At 64.9% G+C, this 18472-nt stretch carries 21 protein-coding genes and 1 tRNA gene; 10 read left to right on the top strand and 12 right to left on the bottom strand.

Annotated features, from left to right (window positions below):
• Positions 1-19: 19 nt before the first annotated feature.
• The gene (locus B3547_RS12305) at positions 20-718 is read left to right on the top strand and encodes a DUF4197 domain-containing protein (protein WP_292963524.1); all 699 of its coding nucleotides are present in this window, start codon (positions 20-22) and stop codon (positions 716-718) included.
• Positions 719-817: 99 nt separating this feature from the next.
• On the opposite strand, the gene B3547_RS12310 is transcribed toward B3547_RS12305, so the two are convergent.
• The 9 genes from B3547_RS12310 to B3547_RS12350 all read right to left on the bottom strand — a co-directional run bounded on the left by B3547_RS12310 (position 818) and on the right by B3547_RS12350 (position 9106).
• Positions 818-982, bottom strand: a complete 165-nt coding sequence (locus B3547_RS12310; protein ID WP_158453984.1) for a hypothetical protein — start codon at positions 980-982, stop codon at positions 818-820.
• 18 nt (positions 983-1000) lie between these two features.
• Positions 1001-1768 (bottom strand): MBL fold metallo-hydrolase, encoded by a 768-nt coding sequence (locus B3547_RS12315; protein ID WP_124807365.1) that lies wholly within the window; start codon positions 1766-1768, stop codon positions 1001-1003.
• A 10-nt stretch (positions 1769-1778) separates the two neighbouring features.
• Positions 1779-2555 (bottom strand): TatD family hydrolase, encoded by a 777-nt coding sequence (locus B3547_RS12320; protein WP_292963528.1) that lies wholly within the window; start codon positions 2553-2555, stop codon positions 1779-1781.
• On the bottom strand, positions 2555-4132 hold the full coding sequence (gene metG / locus B3547_RS12325; protein WP_292963567.1) for a methionine--tRNA ligase: 1578 nt from the start codon (positions 4130-4132) through the stop codon (positions 2555-2557). The genes B3547_RS12320 and metG overlap by 1 nt, the downstream gene beginning before the upstream one ends.
• Positions 4133-4165: 33 nt before the next feature.
• Positions 4166-5146 carry a DNA polymerase III subunit delta' gene (locus B3547_RS12330; protein ID WP_292963531.1) on the bottom strand — a complete coding sequence of 327 codons (981 nt, stop codon included), beginning with the start codon at positions 5144-5146 and terminating at the stop codon, positions 4166-4168.
• Complete coding sequence (gene tmk, locus B3547_RS12335) at positions 5143-5772, bottom strand: dTMP kinase (RefSeq protein WP_292963533.1); 630 nt, start codon at positions 5770-5772, stop codon at positions 5143-5145. The genes B3547_RS12330 and tmk overlap by 4 nt, the downstream gene beginning before the upstream one ends.
• Positions 5773-5786: 14 nt before the next feature.
• A complete protein-coding gene (locus B3547_RS12340) occupies positions 5787-6932 on the bottom strand; it encodes a D-alanyl-D-alanine carboxypeptidase family protein (protein ID WP_292963535.1) in 1146 nt (381 codons plus the stop codon).
• Positions 6933-6999: 67 nt separating this feature from the next.
• Positions 7000-8070 carry an SPOR domain-containing protein gene (locus tag B3547_RS12345; protein WP_292963537.1) on the bottom strand — a complete coding sequence of 357 codons (1071 nt, stop codon included), beginning with the start codon at positions 8068-8070 and terminating at the stop codon, positions 7000-7002.
• Positions 8054-9106, bottom strand: a complete 1053-nt coding sequence (locus tag B3547_RS12350) for a lytic murein transglycosylase (protein ID WP_292963540.1) — start codon at positions 9104-9106, stop codon at positions 8054-8056. Before B3547_RS12350 ends, B3547_RS12345 begins: the two co-directional genes overlap by 17 nt.
• 122 nt (positions 9107-9228) lie before the next feature.
• Here B3547_RS12350 and B3547_RS12355 point away from each other — a divergent pair.
• The 3 genes from B3547_RS12355 to B3547_RS12365 all read left to right on the top strand — a co-directional run bounded on the left by B3547_RS12355 (position 9229) and on the right by B3547_RS12365 (position 11809).
• Positions 9229-9318 (top strand) — tRNA-Ser (locus B3547_RS12355).
• A 160-nt stretch (positions 9319-9478) separates the two neighbouring features.
• On the top strand, positions 9479-10048 hold the full coding sequence (locus B3547_RS12360) for a carboxymuconolactone decarboxylase family protein (protein ID WP_292963542.1): 570 nt from the start codon (positions 9479-9481) through the stop codon (positions 10046-10048).
• Positions 10049-10252: 204 nt separating this feature from the next.
• On the top strand, positions 10253-11809 hold the full coding sequence (locus B3547_RS12365; protein WP_292963546.1) for a sensor histidine kinase: 1557 nt from the start codon (positions 10253-10255) through the stop codon (positions 11807-11809).
• A gap of 13 nt (positions 11810-11822) precedes the next feature.
• Here the strand turns inward: B3547_RS12365 and B3547_RS12370 are convergent, their stop codons facing one another.
• Entirely contained in the window at positions 11823-12254 is a 432-nt protein-coding gene (locus B3547_RS12370) for a response regulator transcription factor (protein WP_292963548.1), read from the bottom strand.
• A 19-nt stretch (positions 12255-12273) separates the two neighbouring features.
• Complete coding sequence (locus tag B3547_RS12375) at positions 12274-12933, bottom strand: response regulator transcription factor (RefSeq protein ID WP_292963550.1); 660 nt, start codon at positions 12931-12933, stop codon at positions 12274-12276.
• A 307-nt stretch (positions 12934-13240) separates the two neighbouring features.
• On the opposite strand from B3547_RS12375, the gene B3547_RS12380 reads away from it, so the two are divergent.
• Positions 13241-13825, top strand: coding sequence for a helix-turn-helix domain-containing protein (locus tag B3547_RS12380; protein ID WP_125955575.1), 585 nt, complete (start codon positions 13241-13243; stop codon positions 13823-13825).
• 56 nt (positions 13826-13881) lie between these two features.
• Here the strand turns inward: B3547_RS12380 and B3547_RS12385 are convergent, their stop codons facing one another.
• Entirely contained in the window at positions 13882-14874 is a 993-nt protein-coding gene (locus B3547_RS12385) for an MBL fold metallo-hydrolase (RefSeq protein WP_292963552.1), read from the bottom strand.
• Positions 14875-15147: 273 nt separating this feature from the next.
• Here B3547_RS12385 and B3547_RS12390 point away from each other — a divergent pair, with 273 nt between their 5' ends.
• The 5 genes from B3547_RS12390 to B3547_RS12410 form a co-directional block, all read left to right on the top strand.
• The gene (locus B3547_RS12390; protein WP_292963554.1) at positions 15148-15741 is read left to right on the top strand and encodes a M17 family peptidase N-terminal domain-containing protein; all 594 of its coding nucleotides are present in this window, start codon (positions 15148-15150) and stop codon (positions 15739-15741) included.
• A 331-nt stretch (positions 15742-16072) separates the two neighbouring features.
• Positions 16073-16729, top strand: coding sequence for a hydrolase (locus tag B3547_RS12395; RefSeq protein WP_125955580.1), 657 nt, complete (start codon positions 16073-16075; stop codon positions 16727-16729).
• A gap of 89 nt (positions 16730-16818) precedes the next feature.
• Positions 16819-17637: an alpha/beta hydrolase gene (locus tag B3547_RS12400; RefSeq protein WP_349676489.1), complete on the top strand. Its 819-nt coding sequence runs from the start codon at positions 16819-16821 to the stop codon at positions 17635-17637.
• 37 nt (positions 17638-17674) lie between these two features.
• Positions 17675-17923, top strand: coding sequence for a DUF1427 family protein (locus B3547_RS12405; RefSeq protein WP_292963557.1), 249 nt, complete (start codon positions 17675-17677; stop codon positions 17921-17923).
• A gap of 53 nt (positions 17924-17976) precedes the next feature.
• Positions 17977-18472: amidohydrolase family protein (locus B3547_RS12410; RefSeq protein WP_292963560.1), on the top strand; the 496-nt coding region annotated here is incomplete at its 3' end.

An 18472-nucleotide genomic window follows, 5' to 3' on the forward strand; every position in this document is an offset into this window, starting at 1 on the left:
CGGGAAAGGACGTTCGACCATGGCGGAACACGATCAGCAGCGGCGTATGGTTCTGGCGGGCATGGCGTCCATGGCCGTGGCCCCCCTGTTCGGCGCAACCGCGCAGGCGCAGGTCCTCGGCAGCGGCCTGACCGGCATTCTCGGCAATGCCTCGGACAGCGCGCTCGACAAGCTGGCTCAGCCCGGCGCGTTCTACAACGATAGCGCGGTGCGCATCCTGCTGCCGCTGGTGGGCAATGCCGGCGGACTGGGCGGTGCGCTGGGATCGGTGCTGGGCGCCGGCGACCGGCTGGGGCTGACGGACGGCATCACCCGCAAGCTCAATGATGCGGCGGGCCTTGCGGCCAAGGAAGCCAAGCCGATCTTCCGCGCCGCGATCAGCCGCCTGTCGCTGAACGACGTTCCCGGCATCGTTTCGCAGAACGACGGCGCCAGCCAGTACCTGCGGCGCAGCGCCGGCACGGAGCTGACCGGCAGGATGCGCCCGCTGATCAACGCCGCGCTCGGCAAGGTCGGCGCGTTCAACCAGCTCGACAGCCTCTCGCGCCGCTCCAGCCTGATTTCGGCCGCCGGCATCACGCGCGACAAGCTTGGCAATTCGGTGACCGACCAGGCGCTCAACGGCATCTTCAAGTACATCGGCAGCGAGGAAGGCCGGCTGCGCGCCAATCCCGCCGGAACCGCCGGTTCCTTGCTCAAGGGCATTCTCGGAAACTGAGGCACCGGGGGAAGCGATCGGCATCCCCCATCACATCGCCTCATTAGGTGCGATAATAAGTATTATGTAAATTGGCGTCGAAGCAGAAGGGCGCTCCGATCACCTCAAACGGCTGAATGCCAGCGCCGCTACAGCGATGATGGCAACCCACGCTAGGGCCATCCAGGCTTTCGTTCCCAGCGGCAATCGTGTCAGCCGACGATTGGAAAGCACCAGGACCAGCGCGGCAAGGATTCCGATAATGCTGATCCATTGATCGGTCACGGCGGTGATCCTTCGGCCTTAGAGTTCGATCTCCATCCCGTCGTAACCGGGATCGACGTGCGGCGGCGTCTCATCGCAAAGCGTACGGTAATCCATGCTCTTGTCGAGATGCGTCAGGACGGCGCGCCCGGCGCGGCACGCCTCGACCAGCTCGAGCGCCATAGCCAGATGCGCGTGCGTGGGATGCGGCTGCCGGCGCAAGGCATCGACCACCAGCACGTCCACGCGATCGAACAGCGCGACCATATCCGCATTTATCTCGCTGAAATCTGTTGCGTAACCTATTGATTTTCCGTCTTGATCGAAGCGAAACGCGGTTGATTGCGCGGGACCGTGCGGCATCTGGCAATGGCTGATGCCGATGCCGGCAATCATGCGCACACGGTCGAGATTATCGAGATTGCAGATCGTGTGATAGCCGTGCTGGCCGGCAAAGACATAGCCGAAGCGCTGGCGCAGGCGGCGGACCGTTTCTTCGGCTGCATAGCCCGGCAAAGGCCCGCCACGCCCCATGCGCAGCGGTCGCAGATCATCGATGCCATGCGTGTGATCGGCGTGATCGTGCGTCCACAACACGCCGTCGAGCCGGTCAATTCCGGTGGCCAGCAATTGCTGGCGCAAGTCCGTCGGCGTATCGACCAGCAGGCGCGAACCATCGGCGCCTTCAACCACGATCGCCACGCGCGTTCGGCGGTTGCGCGGCTCCTCCGGATCGCATGCGCCCCAGTCGTTGCCGATGCGCGGAACGCCGGTCGACGTGCCGGACCCCAGGACAGTCAGCTTCACGCGGCGGCTTTCACAGGCTGGCCTTGCGGAACAGCCGGAAGAAGTTTTCCCCGGTCACCTCGGCCAGACGCTCGCTGCTGATGCCGCGCAATCCGGCCACGAACGCGCACGTGTCGGACACGAACGCCGGCTCGCAAGTTTTGCCGCGATGCGGCACTGGCGCCAGAAACGGAGCGTCGGTCTCGACCAGCAGGCGATCTTCAGGCAGTTCCGCCGCAATCGCCTGCAAGTCCTTGGCGTTCTTGAACGTCACGATGCCGGAAAGCGAAATCGTCAGGCCAAGGTCCAATGCGGTCCGGGCCAGATCAGCCGACGCGGTGAAGCAATGGATCAGCGCGGGGAAGGCCCCCTTCCCCATTTCCTCGGTCAGGATGCGGGCCGTATCCTCCTCGGCATCGCGCGTGTGGATGATCAGCGGCAGCCCGGTTTCGCGCGCCACGCGGATATGCGCGCGGAACAGGTCCTGCTGCACGGCGCGATCCGAATGATCGTAGAAGTAATCCAGCCCGGTTTCGCCGATGCCGATGACCCGGCTGTCGCGCGTCGCCTCCAGCAGCACGCTTTCGCCAAGGTCCGCATGGGCATCGGCTTCGTGGGGGTGGATGCCCACCGTGGCCCAGACATCCTGCTCGCGATGGGCGGTGGCAATGATGTCGGCCCATTCGCGCTCGCGCGTGGCGATGTTGAGAAAGCCCTGCACGCCGGTTTCGCGCGCGCGCGCCAGCACCGCATCCTGCTGCTCGACCAGGCCCTTGTAATTCAGATGGCAGTGGGAATCGATCAGCATCAGGCGTCCGTTTCCGCGCCTTCGGCATCGGCGGGCAGTTCGAGGCGCGGGAACGCGCCGACCGGCTGCGCCAGGCGCTCCCCGGTGGCGACGCGCGCCATGTACCAGTCCGCGTCGGTGAGATTGGCGATGTTGCGTTCGGCCGGCGGAATGCCCAGCTGGTCCAGCACCTTGTTCGCCGCATCGGGAACCACGGGAAGGATCGCGATGGTCAGATCGCGAATGGCCATGAACAGGGTCAGCAGGACGGCGCGCATCCGCTCCGGATCGGTCTTGCGCAAGGTCCACGGAGCCTGCTCGTCGATGTACTGGTTGCAGGCGAACACCGCGCGCATCCAGGCGTCGATCCCGGTCGAGAAGTTCAGATCGGCAAACGCGGCGGGCAGTTCGTCACGGCAGGCGAGCGCCACGATGGCCAGCAAGGCATCGTCCGTCTCGGTGCTCGAAAACGCGCCAAGTTCGCCATCCAGGTTCTTGAAGATCATGGACAGAACGCGCTGGACCAGGTTGCCATAGCTGTTCGCCAGTTCGGCGTTGCAGCGGGTGACGATGGCCTCGGGCGAATAGCTGCCGTCCTGCCCGAACGCGACTTCGCGCAGGAAGAAATAGCGCAGCGGATCGACTCCGAACCGTGCGGCCAGCGCCAGCGGATCGGTGACGTTGCCGAGCGACTTCGATTCCTTCTGCCCCCGGTTGAGCAGGAAGCCATGGCCGAACACCTGGCGGGGCAGCGGCAGGCCCGCACTCATCAGGAAGGCCGGCCAGTAGATCGTATGGAAGCGTACGATGTCCTTGCCGATCAGGTGCAGGTTCGCCGGCCAGTAGGCCTTGAACTCCGCCGTCTCTTCCGGCCAGCCAAGGCCGGTCAGGTAGTTGGTCAGCGCGTCCACCCACACGTACATGACGTGGTTTTCGCTGCCGGGCACCTTGACGCCCCAGTCAAAGCTGGTGCGTGAGACCGACAGATCGCGCAAGCCCTGGCTGACGAAGGCGATCATCTCGTTGCGGCGGCTTTCGGGCCGGATGAAATCGGGATTGTCGCGATAATGCGCCAGCAGTTTCTCGCCATAGTTGGACAAGCGGAAGAACCAGCTCTCCTCCACCGTCCATTCGACCGGCGTTCCCTGCGGCGAGAGCTTCTCGCCCCCTTCCCCCGCCACGAGTTCGCTCTCGTCGTAATAGGCTTCGTCGCGGATCGAGTACCAGCCCTCGTAGCGGCTGAGATAAAGATCGCCGTTGGCCTCCATGCGCCGCCATAGTTCCTGCGTGGCAAGGTGATGACCCGGTTCGGTGGTGCGCTGGAAGCGATCATAATCGACGTTCAAGGCATCACACATGTCAATGAAATATTGTGACATTTCATCGCTAAGCTGCTTCGGCGTCACACCCAGTTCGCGCGCCTTCTGCGCCATCTTCAGGCCGTGCTCGTCCGTTCCGGTCTGCAGGCGCGCATCGCGGCCCATCGATTTCTGGAAGCGCGTGATGACGTCGGCGGCAATCGCTTCATAGGCGTGGCCGATGTGCGGCTTGCCGTTGGGGTAGCTGATGGCGGTGGTAACGTAGTAAGGTTCGCCCATCGGGCCGGTCGCTTTCACTCTGGAGACATGCGCTTAATGCGCCCCTTCCCTAGTGCGCGCGACCGATGCCAGCAACCCGCCGATTTCCATCATCAGCAAGGCCGGGTCGAAGTTGTAGGTCGGCGCCTGCCCGGCAAGGCGGACCAGCGCGGCATGGGCATCGGCGATGCGGAAGCGGGAATCGTCGTCCCCATCACGCATATGCTCGACCAGCACCATGCGCGCGCATTCGATCGCGGCGAGCTGGCGCTCCCGGTCGGGCCGCTGCCCCATCGCTCCACTCAAGGCCCCGCGCAGGGCGAAATCGGCATCGCCCTGCGCCACGAGCTTGCGGAACAGGCCGTGCACCTTGCCGAGATCCTGCTCGGCGAAAGCGATGGCCGCGCCCGGCGATCCCCCGGCGACCGCGATCGCGGCCGCACGCGTCGCGCTGTCCAGCCCCGGCGTCGCCGTATCGACCGCCCGCGCGAGTTGGTCCCGGTCGAGCGGGTGGAACCGCATGACAAGGCAGCGCGAACGGATCGTCGGCAGCAGCCGTCCCAGCCCATGCACCACCAGCAGGAAGAACGTGCCTTGCGGCGGTTCCTCAAGACTTTTCAGCAGGGCATTGACCGCGCTCTTTTCCAGCTGGTCCGCGGCGTCGATGATGACCGCCCGGCGCGCGCCCAGCGTGGGGCGGGTTACCAGGCGCCGCTGCATCTCGCGCACCTGATCGACGGAAATGTTCCGCTTGGTGAGATAGGGTTTGCCGTCCGCCTTCTTCTTCGCCTCGTCATCGTTGGCCGGCAACGGCGACAGCGTGAAAATATCGGGGTGGGAGTCCGGCGGCGGCTGGGAAATGCCCCTTTCCGCGACCAGTTCCGCCGCTGCCATCCGCGCGAAGCTGGCTTTGCCCAGCCCTTCGCGGCCAGCCAGGAGCCAGGCGTGGTGCATCCGGTGCCCGGCCATGGCAGCGCGCCAGGTACGCCAGGGCTCCTCGTGGCCGATCATCGGCGCGTTTGCCGGCACGATCATGGCGAGGGCATCCGGTCGAGCGCGGCAACGATGCGATCGTGCACCGCCTCGGGCGATCCGGCGGCGTCGATCCGCGCAAAACGGGTCGGCTCTTCCTCGGCAAACCGCCGGAACGCGCCGGCCACGCGCGCGTGATAGGGGGCCGCGCGCCCGCCGATGCGATCGGCGCCGTTCGTATCACGCAACGCCAGCCTTCTGTCCGCCTCGTCCGCCGGCAGTTCCAGCAGGAGCGTCAGATCGGGTAGCAATCCCTCGCTGCCGATCCGGTGCAGGGTGCGGATGTCATCATCCGAAAGCCCGCCACCGCCGCCCTGGTAGGCGCGGCTGCTGTCGAGGAACCGGTCGCAGATCACCCAGCCCCCACGTGCCAGCGCCGGACGGATCAGCCGTTCGACATGATCGGCCCGCGCGGCGGCGAACAGCAGGGCTTCGGCCCGAGCGCCCCAGCCCTCGCCCTCGGTGGACAGCAACAGCGCGCGGATCGCTTCGGCGCCGGCGGTACCGCCCGGCTCGCGCGTGACGACCACTTCCACCCCGCGCCGGCGCAGCGCCTCGGCCAGCAGACGGGCCTGCGTGGACTTGCCAGCCCCTTCGCCGCCCTCGAATGCGATGAAGCGCCCTTTCATCGGAGTTATCGGCGTCATTGCCCGACCAGCGAAAGCAGGCCATCGCGCATTCGCGCCACCGGTCCGCCGGCGTCCACGGCATCCGCCGCGATCAGCGGCAGGCGTTCATCGGGCAGTCCGGGAACCTTGGCGATCAACGTGGCCACTTCCTGCCCCCTCGCGATGGGGGCGCGCAATGGCCCCTTGTAACGGATCGAGAGCGTATAGCCCGCGCGCTCGCCAGCCGGCATCGAAATCGCCAGCGTCCGGGGCGCGATCAGCCGCACTGCCCGGCTTGTCCCGCCGCGCACGCGCGCTTCGCCCACCAGCGCGCCGGGGCCATACAGCGGCCGTTCCCGCCAGGCGGCGAAACCCCATTCCATGAAATCGCGCGACTGCTTCGCGCGCAGGGCCGGCTTGTCATAGCCCCCGACGACCATGATGATGCGCCGGCCGTTGCGGATGGCCGACCCCACGAAACCGTAGCCGGCTTCGTTGGTGAAGCCGGTCTTCACCCCGTCCGCGCCGGCGGTGTAGCCGTAAAGCGGGTTGTGGTTTTCCTGCTCGATCCCATCCCAATCCATTTTCGCGTGGCCATAGAAGCGGCGGTAGAGTTGGGGGTGACGCAGGATCAGAGCCTGGCTCAGCGTGGCGAGGTCGGCGGCAGAGACATAAGTCTGACCCCCGTCGGGCCACCCGTTGGGCGTGTTGTAGTGCGTATCGCGCATGCCCAGCTTGCGCGCTTCGGCATTCATCATCGCGGTGAAGGCCGGCACGCTGCCGGCCACGCCTTCCGCGAGCACCACGCAGGCATCGTTGGCCGATACGGTGACGATGCCGCGCAGCAGATCCGCGACGGTCACTTCGGCGCCGTCGGCCAGGAACATCGTGCTGCCCACGCCGCGCCATTGCTTGAACGTGTCATGGCGGACCGGCAGCTTGCGATCGAGCGAAAGCTTGCCCTGCGCGACGAGTTCGAAGGCGACATAGCTCGTCATGATCTTGGTCAGCGAGGCCGGAATGAACCGCCGATGGGCATCGCGCTCGAACAGCACGCGCCCGGAACTGACATCGACCATGTAAGCCGTTGGCGCATCGAGTTGCGGCATGGCGATCACCGGCGGCGCCTGTACCGTGGCGGCCGAAGGCGCCGCGCCAACGGCCAGCGCCGTCAGCGTCATCAGCGGTAAAAGATACGGGCGTTCAGGCAATCGGCATCCCCGGAGGCTTGCGGATTCCCTGCCCCTTTCAGGGCGCGCGCAGAATCCGCGCATCCGCATAGCCGGAGCGACGCGCTTTCGCCAAGGCCGCATCTGCTTCCGCCTGTGTGGCGAAGGGGCCGCTGCGCACGCGCCACAGCGATCCCGCGGCCGTCACGCCGCCACCGGCCGCCCGGGCGACCGTTTCGGCCCGTTGCCGCGTGGAAAATGCGCCGACCTGCACGAAGAGGCCGGCGGGCTGGCGCGCGGCGGCGGGTGCCGGCTTGGGCGCGGGTCTCGGAGTNNTCGGAGCCGGCCTGGGCGCAGGCGTCGCGCGTGGCGTTGGTGTGGCCACGGGATGCGGTGCGGGTTTCGCTGCCGGGGCCGGCTTCGGCGCGGGCGTTGCGGCCGAGACTGGCACCGGCACGGGCGGAACGGGGCGCAACACCGGCTTCGGTGCCGGGGAAGCCGCCGGCCTTGGCGCCATGGCGGGCGGAGACACGGGGTGCGGCGTGGCCACCGGCGCGGGTGTCCCGGTGGGTGCTAGCGTCACCCCGGTCGCGGTGCCCAGTTTGCGGCGTAGCGCGGTGAGCAAGCCCGGCGGCGTATCCATGCGCGCCGGGGCCTGTTCGCCCTGCCGTAGCAAGGCGCGTTCCGGCTCGATCGGATTCACGCGGCGGACGCGCACCGGCGCCTGCGATCCCGGCACCAACCCCAGTTGCGCCCACGCGGCGGGCGAGAGGTCCAACAGCATTTTGCCCGACATCGGCCCGCGCCGTTCAAGCCGTACGAGGATGGTCTTGCCCGAATCGAGCGCCGTCACTTCCACGTAGCTGGGCAGCGGCAGCGTGCGGTGCGCGCCGCTGATGCCTTCGCCTCCGTCCTCGCCGGCATAGCCGACCGCATCGTAGTTCATCGTGTCGGCGGGCGTATAGGTAACGCCATCGACCATGAACGGCGCGCCCAGCACCATCGGGTAATCGCCCGCCGGCCCGGCCCGATCTTCCACGGGCTGGGTTTTCGCCAGCGCCATCTCGCCCATGACCGGGGCTGAAAAGGCAAGAGCGGTGACCGCGATCATCGCGGTGGCGGAAGCGAAGCGGCTAACGGCTGATCTCATCTGCAAGAAGTCCTACGGACAGAGCGTAAAAGTTCGAGCAGTTGTAATCGAGGATAACTCGATAATTTCCGGTTAGCAGATAGGCGGTTCGTCCCCGCCCGTCCGGTTCCAGCAGCGAGGCCAGCACATCGTCGCCCGGCCAGACGCCCGTTTTCGGCGCCAGACCCAGCGCGCGCCATTCGCGCATGGTCTTCCAGCGGCTGTGCCGCGCGAACACCTGCGGGCAGCGCGGGCTGGCCAGCGCCGTGCCCAGCGCGGCGCGGTCAAGCCCGTCCGGCACGCTGACGGCAAGGCCCCACGGCTCGCCCGGACGCCAGCCGGCATCGCGGAAATAATTGCCGATCGAGGCCAGCGTATCGGCCCGGCTGCTCCAGATGTCGGCCAGCCCATCGCCATCGGCATCCTGCGCCACGCGCAGATAGACGCTGGGCAGGAACTGCGGATTGCCGAACGCCCCGGCCCAGCTACCGACCAGCTTGGAGCGCGGCACGCCCCGGTCCATCATCTTCAGCAGCGCGATGAATTCCTCGGTGAACAGATCGCGCCGCCGCCCTTCGTAAGCCAGCGTCGCCAGCGAGCGGGCCAGATCGAAATCGCCGGTATAGCCGCCGTAGTGGCTCTCGTGCCCCCAGATGGCGAGGATGATCGGCAGCGGCACGCCATAGCGCCGCTCGAGCGCGCCGGCCTGTCCGGCCACCGCCTCGTACTGCCGCCGGCCGCCGCCGATCCGCGCCGCATCGACATGCTTGCGGCGATAGGGCTCGAACGCCGGGATCGACGAGGACGGGCCGCCGCCGGGCTGGCTCCGGTCGAACGCGATCACGCGCGGGTTGAACGTCAGCCCGGGCAGCACGCTGTTGATCGTCGATTCGCGCACCCCTTCGGCGCGCGCCTTGGCGGCGAGCAATTGGAGATAGCCCTGGAAGCCCGCTTCCTCGCTGCTGTTCTGGGCGCTGGCGGGCGCCCCCAGCGCAAGGGCGGCAACGGCGGCCACGGTCACGCGCCACGATGATCGGATACTGGCAAGAAGCGTCATCCGGCCGACACTCGCACAGGGGGCAGCGATTGGGAATCCCCCGCGGCGCAAATCCTCTTCACGACGGAGCGGTTCGCCGCTATCGCCCCTCCACGCCGCGCGCCCACGGGTCGCGCCGGTGCGGACAGGTGGCCGAGTGGTTTAAGGCAGCGGTCTTGAAAACCGCCGTGGGTGCAAGCTCACCGTGGGTTCGAATCCCACCCTGTCCGCCACATTTCCTCGCAAATTCAACGGCGGCACGCTCTTCGGGGGGCCGAAATGGCGATTTGGACAGGCCAAACATGAACCGGCCGAATTCGACGCAAACTTTGCGCGCCTGCTGTCGCCCGCCGCAGGAGCGGGTAGACCGCTCCGAAAGCAGGAGCGATCGATATGCGTCTTGACCCTCTGACTCCCGGCCAGTTGTCTGATACCCAGCGTCCGCTTTTCGAGAGCATGAAGGCAGGCGTCAGCGCCAAGTATTCGAACTTCGTGACGACGCGGGCCGATGGCGCTTTACTCGGCCCCTGGAACGCGTGGCTCCATGATCCTGAAATTGGATCGGGCATCTGGCATCTCTCGCAGACGATGACGCAAGCGCGAAGGATCCCGGACCGCGCCCGTCAGGTTGCTATCCTGGTTACCGGTGGACGGCTGGACGCGGCATACGAAATCTACGCGCATGGCGCCGTTGCGACCGCCATTCACGGGATGAGCGCGGCGCGGGTGGAGGCGATAGCGTCAGGCAATCGGCCGGACGATCTTGACGACGAAGAGGAGGTCGCATTCGAGGTTGCCCATACGCTCGTCAAAGGCGGTGTGCTGCCGCAAGCCCTGTATGATCGCGCCTTGGACGTGTTCGGTCGTGAAGGAGCGACCGAGCTGTTCTACCTCGTCGGCTACTACTGCCTTGTCGCGATTACGCTGAACGCATTCGACATTCGCGTACCCGTTCAACCCTGATCCGTAAGCCGCCCCGCTGACCGGGAGCATCGATCCGGCTTTCCTTCGGGATGGCGGCGGGAAATCGCCATGACGGGCCACGCGCCAGCCAAGGAGGGGTGAATCCCTCCCCCTTCCGGGTGTGAAATGGGCTCCCGCCTTGGGCTATCGCCGAGCCGATGACTGCACCATCATGCAACGATGTCAGTCGGTTTGCATCATAGGATGGCGTTTGCGGCCGATCCGGCAGCTTCAATGGTGGCCGGGACAGGTGTTTCCCGTTCTCTGCCGGTTACGCGGCAGGTTGCGGCGGCCCTTCTCGCCGTGGCAATCTTCTGGGCGGACACTTTCACCGACTTCGGAAGCGCCTTCGCCACTCTTTACGTGCTGGTGCTGCTTCTCGCATGCAATCGGGCGGCGCGAGCGCACATTTTCGGATGGTCCGCCGTCTGCGCGCTATTCACCGTCGCGAGCTTCGCCTTCGTCCATGGCATGACCGCTCACGCCGATGCGACATTGCGCATGGTGATCAGCCTGGGCGCGAATGCGGTAACGACCGGCCTCCTGCTGCATCGGCAAGCGGTGGACGACCGGGCAACTCGCGGCGAGCGCCGTCATGAGGATACGCTCAATTCGCTGGCCGTCGCGATCTGGGAACATGACTTTCGCCCCGTGGCCGCCGCGATCGCCGCGGTGCGAGCGGCCGGGGTCGAGGACCTGCCGGCGTTCCTCGACGAAAATCCCGATTTTATCGTCTCGGCGCGCTCACTGGTGCGCATCACCGATGTGAACGAAACTGCCCTCGATCTCATGGGCGTGCCGTCCAAGCAGGCCTTCTTCGAGCATCTGAGCGATTTTCTGCCCGAAAGCGATGCCAGCTTCCGCGAGTGCATCCTCGCGATCGACGAACGGCGCGATATGTTCCAGGCGGAAACGCAGGTTCGCGCCGCAAACGGGGAGCCGATCGACATCTTTGTCGCCTTCAGCCTGTCGCCCGATCGCGGGCTTGATCGCGTGCCCGGGAGCATTTTCGACATTCGCCAGCGCAAGCGGCTCGAAATGACGGTCGAACGTACGCGATCGGAACTGGACAAGGTGCAGCGCAGCGCCGCGCTCGGAGCAATGTCGGCGATGATCGCGCACGAGATCAATCAGCCTTTGACCGCGGTCCAGGGATTCGCGTTTTCAGCGCAACGCTGGATTGAACGCGACGTGCCGGATCTGGACGAGGCGCGGCAAGCGCTTGCCGGCCTGCACGACGCGGTGCTCAACGTTCACGAGGTCATGCAGCGCGTCCGGAATCTGGTCGGTAACTCGCAGACCGAAAATGCGCCGGTGAATCTGCATACGCTGATCCGCAATACCGTGTCGTTCGCTTCGCGGGACGTGGAAGCCCAGGGGGCGAGAATCAGCTTTTCCCACTGTGCCCCGGACGTGATGATCCTGGGGGACCGGGTGCTCCTGAAGCACCTGCTGCTCAATCTCGTCGCCAATGCGCTTCAAGCCATGGAAACTCCGTCGCGCGAGGAAAAGCTGATCGAGATCGACCTCAGTCTCGCCGGGAACCAGGCCAGCATCATCGTGCGCGATACCGGACCAGGCTTGCCCGCATCCACGCGCGAGAAGCTCTTTGAACCCTTCTTTACGACGAAACCCGTCGGCATGGGTCTGGGCCTGTCGATATGCAGGTCCATCGTGGAGCTTCACGACGGGCAGATAACGCTGGCGAATCATCCGGAAGGCGGCACGCGGGTTTCTCTAACCCTGCCCGCGCGGGTATGACCTGCCGAGCGGCTTATGCGGGAAGCGCCTGCCGAAGAACCTCGAGAAGCCGATCGGGGTGCAGCGGCTTCTCCAGAAAACCTGCCATCTTCAGCATCCGCGCCTTGGCCCGCACGCCCGGCGATGGAAATGCCGTCATCAGGATCACGGGCACGGAGGACCCCCGTTCCCGAAGGGCAGCACCGAGGTCCAGTCCGGTCAGCCCAGGCATCTGCAGATCGGTCAGAACACAATCGACCGCCGTTTCGGTCGATCCAAGGAAGTCCGCAACCGAGGCATAGGCCATAGCGACACAGCCCAACGAACGCAGCAGGCTGGCCGTGGATGCCCGAACACGCGCATCATCGTCGATGACGGCTATGACTTTATTTCTCAAGCGCATGATCTCCGGCCCTGCCTGCTCCCTCAGAAAGCCTGATGGACCGGATATATGGGCTGCAGCCACGCTGTAACCATACGGAAGTCTAAGCCGGTATTTTTGAGCCGTCGGATGCAAATTGTGTTGCGATTGCATCGGCTGCCCGCACCAGATCGGGCACTGTGCGCATTTCCATCTTCCGCATCATGCTGGAGCGGTGCAACTTCACGGTGATCTCGCTGATCCCGATTTTTCCCGCGATCTGCTTGTTCAACAGCCCCCGAACCACCCCATCCATGACCTGCCGCTCGCGCCTCGTCAGCAAGGCATAGCGTTCGCGAAGGGCTTTCGTCTGCTCGCCCGCGCTCCGTTTGACCGTGGCCGACGAGAGGCCCGCGTAGACTGCCTCCAGTATGTCCTGCTCACGGTAAGGCTTGGTCAGGAAATCGACGGCGCCGGCCTTCATCGCCTTCACCGTCATCGGTATGTCTCCATGCCCGGTCAGGAAAATGGCAGGGATGTCGATGCCCCTGTCGAGAAGCTGTCCATGGCATTCGAAACCGCCCATCTGCGGCATCCGCACATCGATGACGAGACAAGCCGGCACGTCAGGCAAATCGGCATCAAGGAGATCGTGGGCGGAGCCAAAGGCAAGGACCGCAAAATCCACCGAACGGAACAGCGATTCCACCGACCTACGCACGAGGGCATCGTCGTCAACAATGATGACGACGGGGTTGCCGGCCTTGATCTGAATCGTCGCCATGGCGCGTCCTTTCCGGGCAGGAAAGGACAAGGAACGCGCATCCGATACAAGCCCCTGGCGGGTTAATGGCGACCACCCGATCGAGGGGGTTCGGTATCAGAGGTCGCATACGGTTTTGACATTAAAGGAGAATTTTAGGCTGTTGTTTGAGGCGCCGCACGTCGCACCACGGCAGGGGAGTTTCGCTTGCCAAGCTGGACCATGGTTTAATCTTCTCAAACGATGGCGATGATCAACTCAGCCGCCGCTCGATTTCGCCCCCTGAAGGATCCGGCGACACTCCCGTCAACCAAGATCGGGAGTCATTATGCTTCAAGAGCTGCAACGCGCGTCCGCGGCGCGCATCCAACCCGCTGGCGTCCAGCAATCGATCTCCCCGCTTCAGGTCGCGTCGCTTCTGGCCGGTGCGCGGCGTTCGCTTGACGACGATCCCGGCCTGGCGCGGCATTATCTGGAGCAGCTCTCGGCCATATTCGACAAGGAGCTCGATGAAGGAACGCCTGACCGGCTTCTCCTTCCGCAGCGTCTTTCGAACGGGATAATCCAGACCAAGGGGGGGCTGGCAAGCTGGCAGGTCCGCCGCGTTACCGATTATATCGACCAGAAGCTGGAAACGCCCCTCATCACGGAGGAACTTGCTGCCGTAGCCAGGCTCAGCACCGGCCATTTCTGTCGCGCGTTCAAGGTGAGCCTTGGGGAGACGCCGCACGCCTACGTCATCCGCCAGCGCCTGCGGCGTGCCCAGACTCTCATGATCCACACGCGCGATACGCTGTCCCAAATCGCGTGCGCTTGCGGCCTGACCGACCAGGCTCATCTGACGCGGCTCTTCCGTCGCATTGTGGGAAAAACTCCGATGTCGTGGCGTCGAGACCACCAATGCGTCGCCTGAGCGGCGCAGGAAGGCTGCTGGGCCGCTGACCGCCCGGTCGCCCGCGACATCGGCCTTTACCGGTTGAGCGTGTAGTTTACCGGGAGCCACTGGTAGGCGCCGTGGGGAAGTTTGGTCACGTGCCCGATCCCGGGGAACGAGATGTGCGCCGCCGCAACGAGCCATCCCTTGTCGGCTGCTTCGGCCAGGACCGCCTTGCGGGCCGCGATTGCTTCGGGAACGTTCCAGTCATACTTGATCGCGATGTCCGGCTCGGGGAACTGGACCGGCGCCATATGGACGGTGTCGCCCCAGAACAGCATGGTGGCGCTTGCGTCCTGGAGACGGAAGAAGCTGTGGCCGGGCGTGTGCCCCGGCGCCGATATTGCGCTCAGCCCTGAACCGAAGTCGGCATCGGGAGCAAAGGGTTTGACGCGCCCGGCAGCGACATAGGGTTTCAGAACCTTCTGGATCGCCGGAAAGAAGGGCTGCAACAAGGGGCTGACCGATGCCTTGTTGCTGTCGTTGGTCCAGAAATCGAAATCGGCCTGAGAGACGTGGACAATGGCCCTGGGGAAGACCGCCTTCCCGCCCCTGAGCAGCCCGCCGGCATGATCCTCGTGCAGATGCGTGATGTAGATGTCGTCGATCTGGTCCGGGCCGTATCCCGCTGCCGCCAGCACGCCGACGAGCCCGCCACCTTCCTTGCCATAGAGATCCCCCGCCCCCGTATCGATAAGCACCAGGCGATCGCCGAGATTGACCAGAAACGCATTGATCATGCCTTCGAATGGCGCAGGCAGGAACTGATCGGCGAGAAGACGCTCGATTTCGCCCGGTCGGGCGTCGACCGCCACCGTCGATGCGGGAAAGGGGTGGGTTCCATCGAGCAAAGCGGTCACCTCGAAGCGGCCGACATGCATCCGAAAGAAGCTCGGCGCCTGCCGGATGGACGATGGCGGCACGGCCGTCGTGACGGCGAGCGCCGTTGCGCGGGGCGTGGCGGGGTAAAGAGCGAGGCAAGTCGCCATGGCGATGGCCGCCGCCGCTTGCGGATACGGTCCGTTCATCGAAAGGGGCCTCCGGTCGAATAGTGTCCTTATTGGATGGGGATGGACGAACGAAGGCGGGCCGGATTGGACATTAGCCACGCAAACAACAGGTTTTCGACAAGAACGCCGGGACATTCAGGCTGCTCGGCAGGCCTGTGGCGCGCCCGATACGCGGACGAGATTGGCTCACATATGTCCAAATCCCGTCACTCGGAAACAGGACGCGCGGGGGCTGCGATACGAGTTTGACTGCTTCGCGCGATGAGAATGCCGTGACGGAGGCTGTAAAAAATGGGCGAGATTTCGGCGCGTACATTGGGTGAGCGACGCGGGGTCCGCTTCAAGGTCGCGCAGATCGATGTGCTGACGGAGGATGTCGAACTTCTGGTCGTGGGAATGTTCGAGCACGATGGCAGCAACCTGCCGACCGGCGGCGCCAATCAGCTGGACACCGTCTTCCAAGGCACGCTTAGCCGGCTGCGTGAAGGCGGTATCTTCAAGGGCACGATCGGCGAGACTCTGATGCTGTCGACGCCCCCACCCCCGATCAAGGCGCGTGCGCTGATGCTGATTGGAATGGGCGGCAGCGTGCCCTCCCCGCATTTGTCGATCGGCGGGCTCACCGAACTCGCCATGCGCACGGCGCTACGCATGGACGCCCGATCCGCCGGCTGCTTGCTGGCCTGGTCGGAACGGGAAATCCCGTCGGACCTGGTGGAGGAGACCGCCACGGCCATGATGGAAGGGGCTCTCAAGGCAATCGAGGAAGCCGGCAAGAGTGCGTCAGGCGAGATGGACTGGATATTTGATATCCGGAACGGAGACGCCACACGGACGGCCAATGCTCTGGAACAGAGGCTGAAGGTCGGCCGTGCGCAGGATTGAGAGCGCCCGGCGGCGGTCGCTCATGCGCGCCACGCGCAATTCAGGGCGGGCCGGGGCGGGATCGCGGATGACGCGCGGTTTCGCGTACAGATGCGGGTTGCCATCATTCCGGTCCAAGACGGGTGAAGGCAACCGACCTAGTCTCGGGTGCATGTCAGCCTTCGCCTCTGGAAACGGTGCCGTCGATTTGGCCCGGGCCGGCGCGGCACATGCATGACAATTTTGCCGCGTTGATGCCGCCTCGGCGATTTCCGCGGCCGATCTGAAGTCGTCAGTGTGCTTCGCACGCACCCATGCCGTAGTCGAACGTAGTCCGAAAAGGAAATCCCGCATGACGATCAAAGCCACGCCAACCCCCGGCAGGTCGCTTATCTCGCCCACCGACCATACACTCATCCTGATCGATTTTCAGTCGCAGATGTCCTTCGCGACCAGATCGATAGCGATGGAGGTTTTGCGCAACAACGCGGCCCTGATCAGCCGCGCGGCAAAGGCGTTCAACGTACCGACCATCCTGACCACCGTTGCCGAGAAGAGCTTCTCGGGACCGATGTACAGCGAGATCACCGATGCCTTTCCGGGCCAACCGCTTTTCGACCGGACTTCGATGAATACGTGGGAGGACGCCGCGGTGATCGCGGAGGTCAACCGGATCGGCAAGGAGCGGATCGTGTTCGCCGGCCTGTGGACCGGCGTTTGCATCGTGGGACCGGTCGCCTCGTCGATCGATCAGGGATTCGATGCCTATTTCATCGCGGACGCCTGCGGCGACGTGTCCGACGAGGCGCATGAGCGTGCCTGCCAGCGCATGATCCAGCTGGGCGCGAAGCCGATGACGTCGCTCCAGTATTTGCTCGAACTGCAGCGCGACTGGGCGCGGGCCGACACGTACGACGCCACGACGGGAATCGCGAAGGAATGGGGCGGCGGCTACGGCCTCGGAATTACGTACGCGAAGACCATGTTCGGTGCCTCCGAGGGGCACTGACCTCCCTCGGGACCGGCAGCGCCTTCGCCCCTCTCCCGCCCCCGCGCTGTCGGTCCCGTTCTCTCAACCCAGACAAGAGGAACGCGATTATGAGTTTCGCAACGGCCAAGGACGGCACCCAGATATACTATCGCGAATACGGTGAAGGCCAGCCATTCGTCTTCTCGCACGGCTGGCCTCTCAACGCCGATGCCTGGGACGGCCAGATGCTGTTTCTCGCGAACAACGGTTTTCGTGTGGTCGCCCATGATCGACGGGGACATGGGCGCTCAGAGGAGCCTGCGAAGAACAACGACATGGACACCTATGCGGACGATCTGGCCGCCGTAATCGAGGCCCTGGATCTTCGGGACGCAATTCTGGTGGGGCATTCCACCGGCGGTGGCGAAGTCGCGCGCTATATTGGCCGTCACGGTACGTCACGCGTCGCCAAGGTGGTGCTCGTCGGCGCGGTCACGCCGGTCATGAAGGTTGGCCCCAACAACCCGGATGGTGTCCCGGCGGAGGTCTTCGATGGAATCCGCAAGGCGGTGCTCGACAACCGCTCCGGCTTTTACATGTCGTTTCCGGAAACCTTTTATGGATGGGACATCGGCAAACCAAGGGACGAGAGCCTGCGGTACGCCTTCTGGCAGCAGGGAATGGCAGGCGGCGCCTATGCGCAATATGCCTGCGTGCAGCAGTTTTCCGAAAGCGATTTCACGGAAGATCTCAAGAAGATCGACGTACCCGCCCTGTTTGTCCACGGCGACGCCGATCATGTCGTGCCGATCGATGTCTCCGCGCGCAGGGCGGTCAAGATTGCGCCGCATGCCACGCTCTCGGTGTACGAGGGCAGCACGCACGCGATCCCCACGCTGGATCAGGACAGGTTCAACGCGGAACTGCTCGCCTTCGCGCGCAACTGACGCGGGAATCTGACGGGTCCGCCGGGGAGGAAAATCCATGAAGCCCTATCTGATCTCGCTGGCCGCCGGCTTGCTGATCGGCCTCATTTACAGCCTCCTCGGCGTCCGCTCGCCTGCGCCCCCGGCAATCGCCCTGCTCGGGCTGCTCGGCATACTGCTGGGTGAGCAGGCGATCCCGGCCGCCAGGCGGGTCTTCTCCGGGAAAGAAGTCATTCCCTTTCTGCGTTCGGACCACGCTGGGTACGTGCAGGACCTGCCTGCCAACCAGCAGAAGGACGACGTGTGAAGCTCACTCGGCGCAAAACGGTCGTCGGAGCCGGCGCAACCGCGTTTGGCGCCATGCTCCCATCCCCCTTGTTCGGAAGGACTCCTTCGGTGCCACAATCCGACCTTCTCCTCGTCAACGCCAAGGTGTCGACGCTTGATCGTGCCAATCCGGTGGCGGAGGCCATCGCGATCCGGGATGGCCGGTTTCTGGTGGTGGGGAGCGAGGGCGAGGTTCGCGCCGCGGTCCTGCCCGATGCGCGGGTGATCGACGTGGGGGGCCGCCGCGTCATTCCGGGGCTGATCGACAGCCACATGCACATCATCCGCGGTGGCCTGAACTTCAACATGGAACTGCGCTGGGATGGCGTGCCTTCGCTGGCCGAGGCGATGGCCATGCTGAAGCAGCAGGTCGATCGCACCCCCGCGCCGCAATGGGTGCGCGTGGTCGGCGGGTTCACCGAGCACCAGTTTGCCGAGAAGCGCCTGCCGACGATCGCCGAGCTCAACGCCGTCGCGCCCGATACGCCGGTGTTCATCCTGCACCTCTACGACCGCGCCCTGCTCAACG

Origin of the sequence: Novosphingobium sp. UBA1939, assembly GCF_002336885.1 — a bacterium.
GTDB lineage: Bacteria > Pseudomonadota > Alphaproteobacteria > Sphingomonadales > Sphingomonadaceae > Novosphingobium.

Excerpts from the sequence above, each read along its gene's own strand:
- B3547_RS12305 (WP_292963524.1), top strand. The coding sequence starts at position 20 with ATGGCGGAACACGATCAGCAGCGGCGTATGGTTCTGGCGGGCATGGCG.
- B3547_RS12320 (WP_292963528.1), bottom strand. The coding sequence starts at position 2,555 with ATGCTGATCGATTCCCACTGCCATCTGAATTACAAGGGCCTGGTCGAG.
- metG (WP_292963567.1), bottom strand. The coding sequence starts at position 4,132 with ATGGGCGAACCTTACTACGTTACCACCGCCATCAGCTACCCCAACGGC.
- B3547_RS12330 (WP_292963531.1), bottom strand. The coding sequence starts at position 5,146 with ATGATCGTGCCGGCAAACGCGCCGATGATCGGCCACGAGGAGCCCTGG.
- tmk (WP_292963533.1), bottom strand. The coding sequence starts at position 5,772 with ATGAAAGGGCGCTTCATCGCATTCGAGGGCGGCGAAGGGGCTGGCAAG.
- B3547_RS12340 (WP_292963535.1), bottom strand. The coding sequence starts at position 6,932 with ATGACGCTGACGGCGCTGGCCGTTGGCGCGGCGCCTTCGGCCGCCACG.
- B3547_RS12350 (WP_292963540.1), bottom strand. The coding sequence starts at position 9,106 with ATGACGCTTCTTGCCAGTATCCGATCATCGTGGCGCGTGACCGTGGCC.
- B3547_RS12360 (WP_292963542.1), top strand. The coding sequence starts at position 9,479 with ATGCGTCTTGACCCTCTGACTCCCGGCCAGTTGTCTGATACCCAGCGT.
- B3547_RS12365 (WP_292963546.1), top strand. The coding sequence starts at position 10,253 with ATGGCGTTTGCGGCCGATCCGGCAGCTTCAATGGTGGCCGGGACAGGT.
- B3547_RS12375 (WP_292963550.1), bottom strand. The coding sequence starts at position 12,933 with ATGGCGACGATTCAGATCAAGGCCGGCAACCCCGTCGTCATCATTGTT.
- B3547_RS12380 (WP_125955575.1), top strand. The coding sequence starts at position 13,241 with ATGCTTCAAGAGCTGCAACGCGCGTCCGCGGCGCGCATCCAACCCGCT.
- B3547_RS12385 (WP_292963552.1), bottom strand. The coding sequence starts at position 14,874 with ATGAACGGACCGTATCCGCAAGCGGCGGCGGCCATCGCCATGGCGACT.
- B3547_RS12390 (WP_292963554.1), top strand. The coding sequence starts at position 15,148 with ATGGGCGAGATTTCGGCGCGTACATTGGGTGAGCGACGCGGGGTCCGC.
- B3547_RS12395 (WP_125955580.1), top strand. The coding sequence starts at position 16,073 with ATGACGATCAAAGCCACGCCAACCCCCGGCAGGTCGCTTATCTCGCCC.
- B3547_RS12400 (WP_349676489.1), top strand. The coding sequence starts at position 16,819 with ATGAGTTTCGCAACGGCCAAGGACGGCACCCAGATATACTATCGCGAA.
- B3547_RS12405 (WP_292963557.1), top strand. The coding sequence starts at position 17,675 with ATGAAGCCCTATCTGATCTCGCTGGCCGCCGGCTTGCTGATCGGCCTC.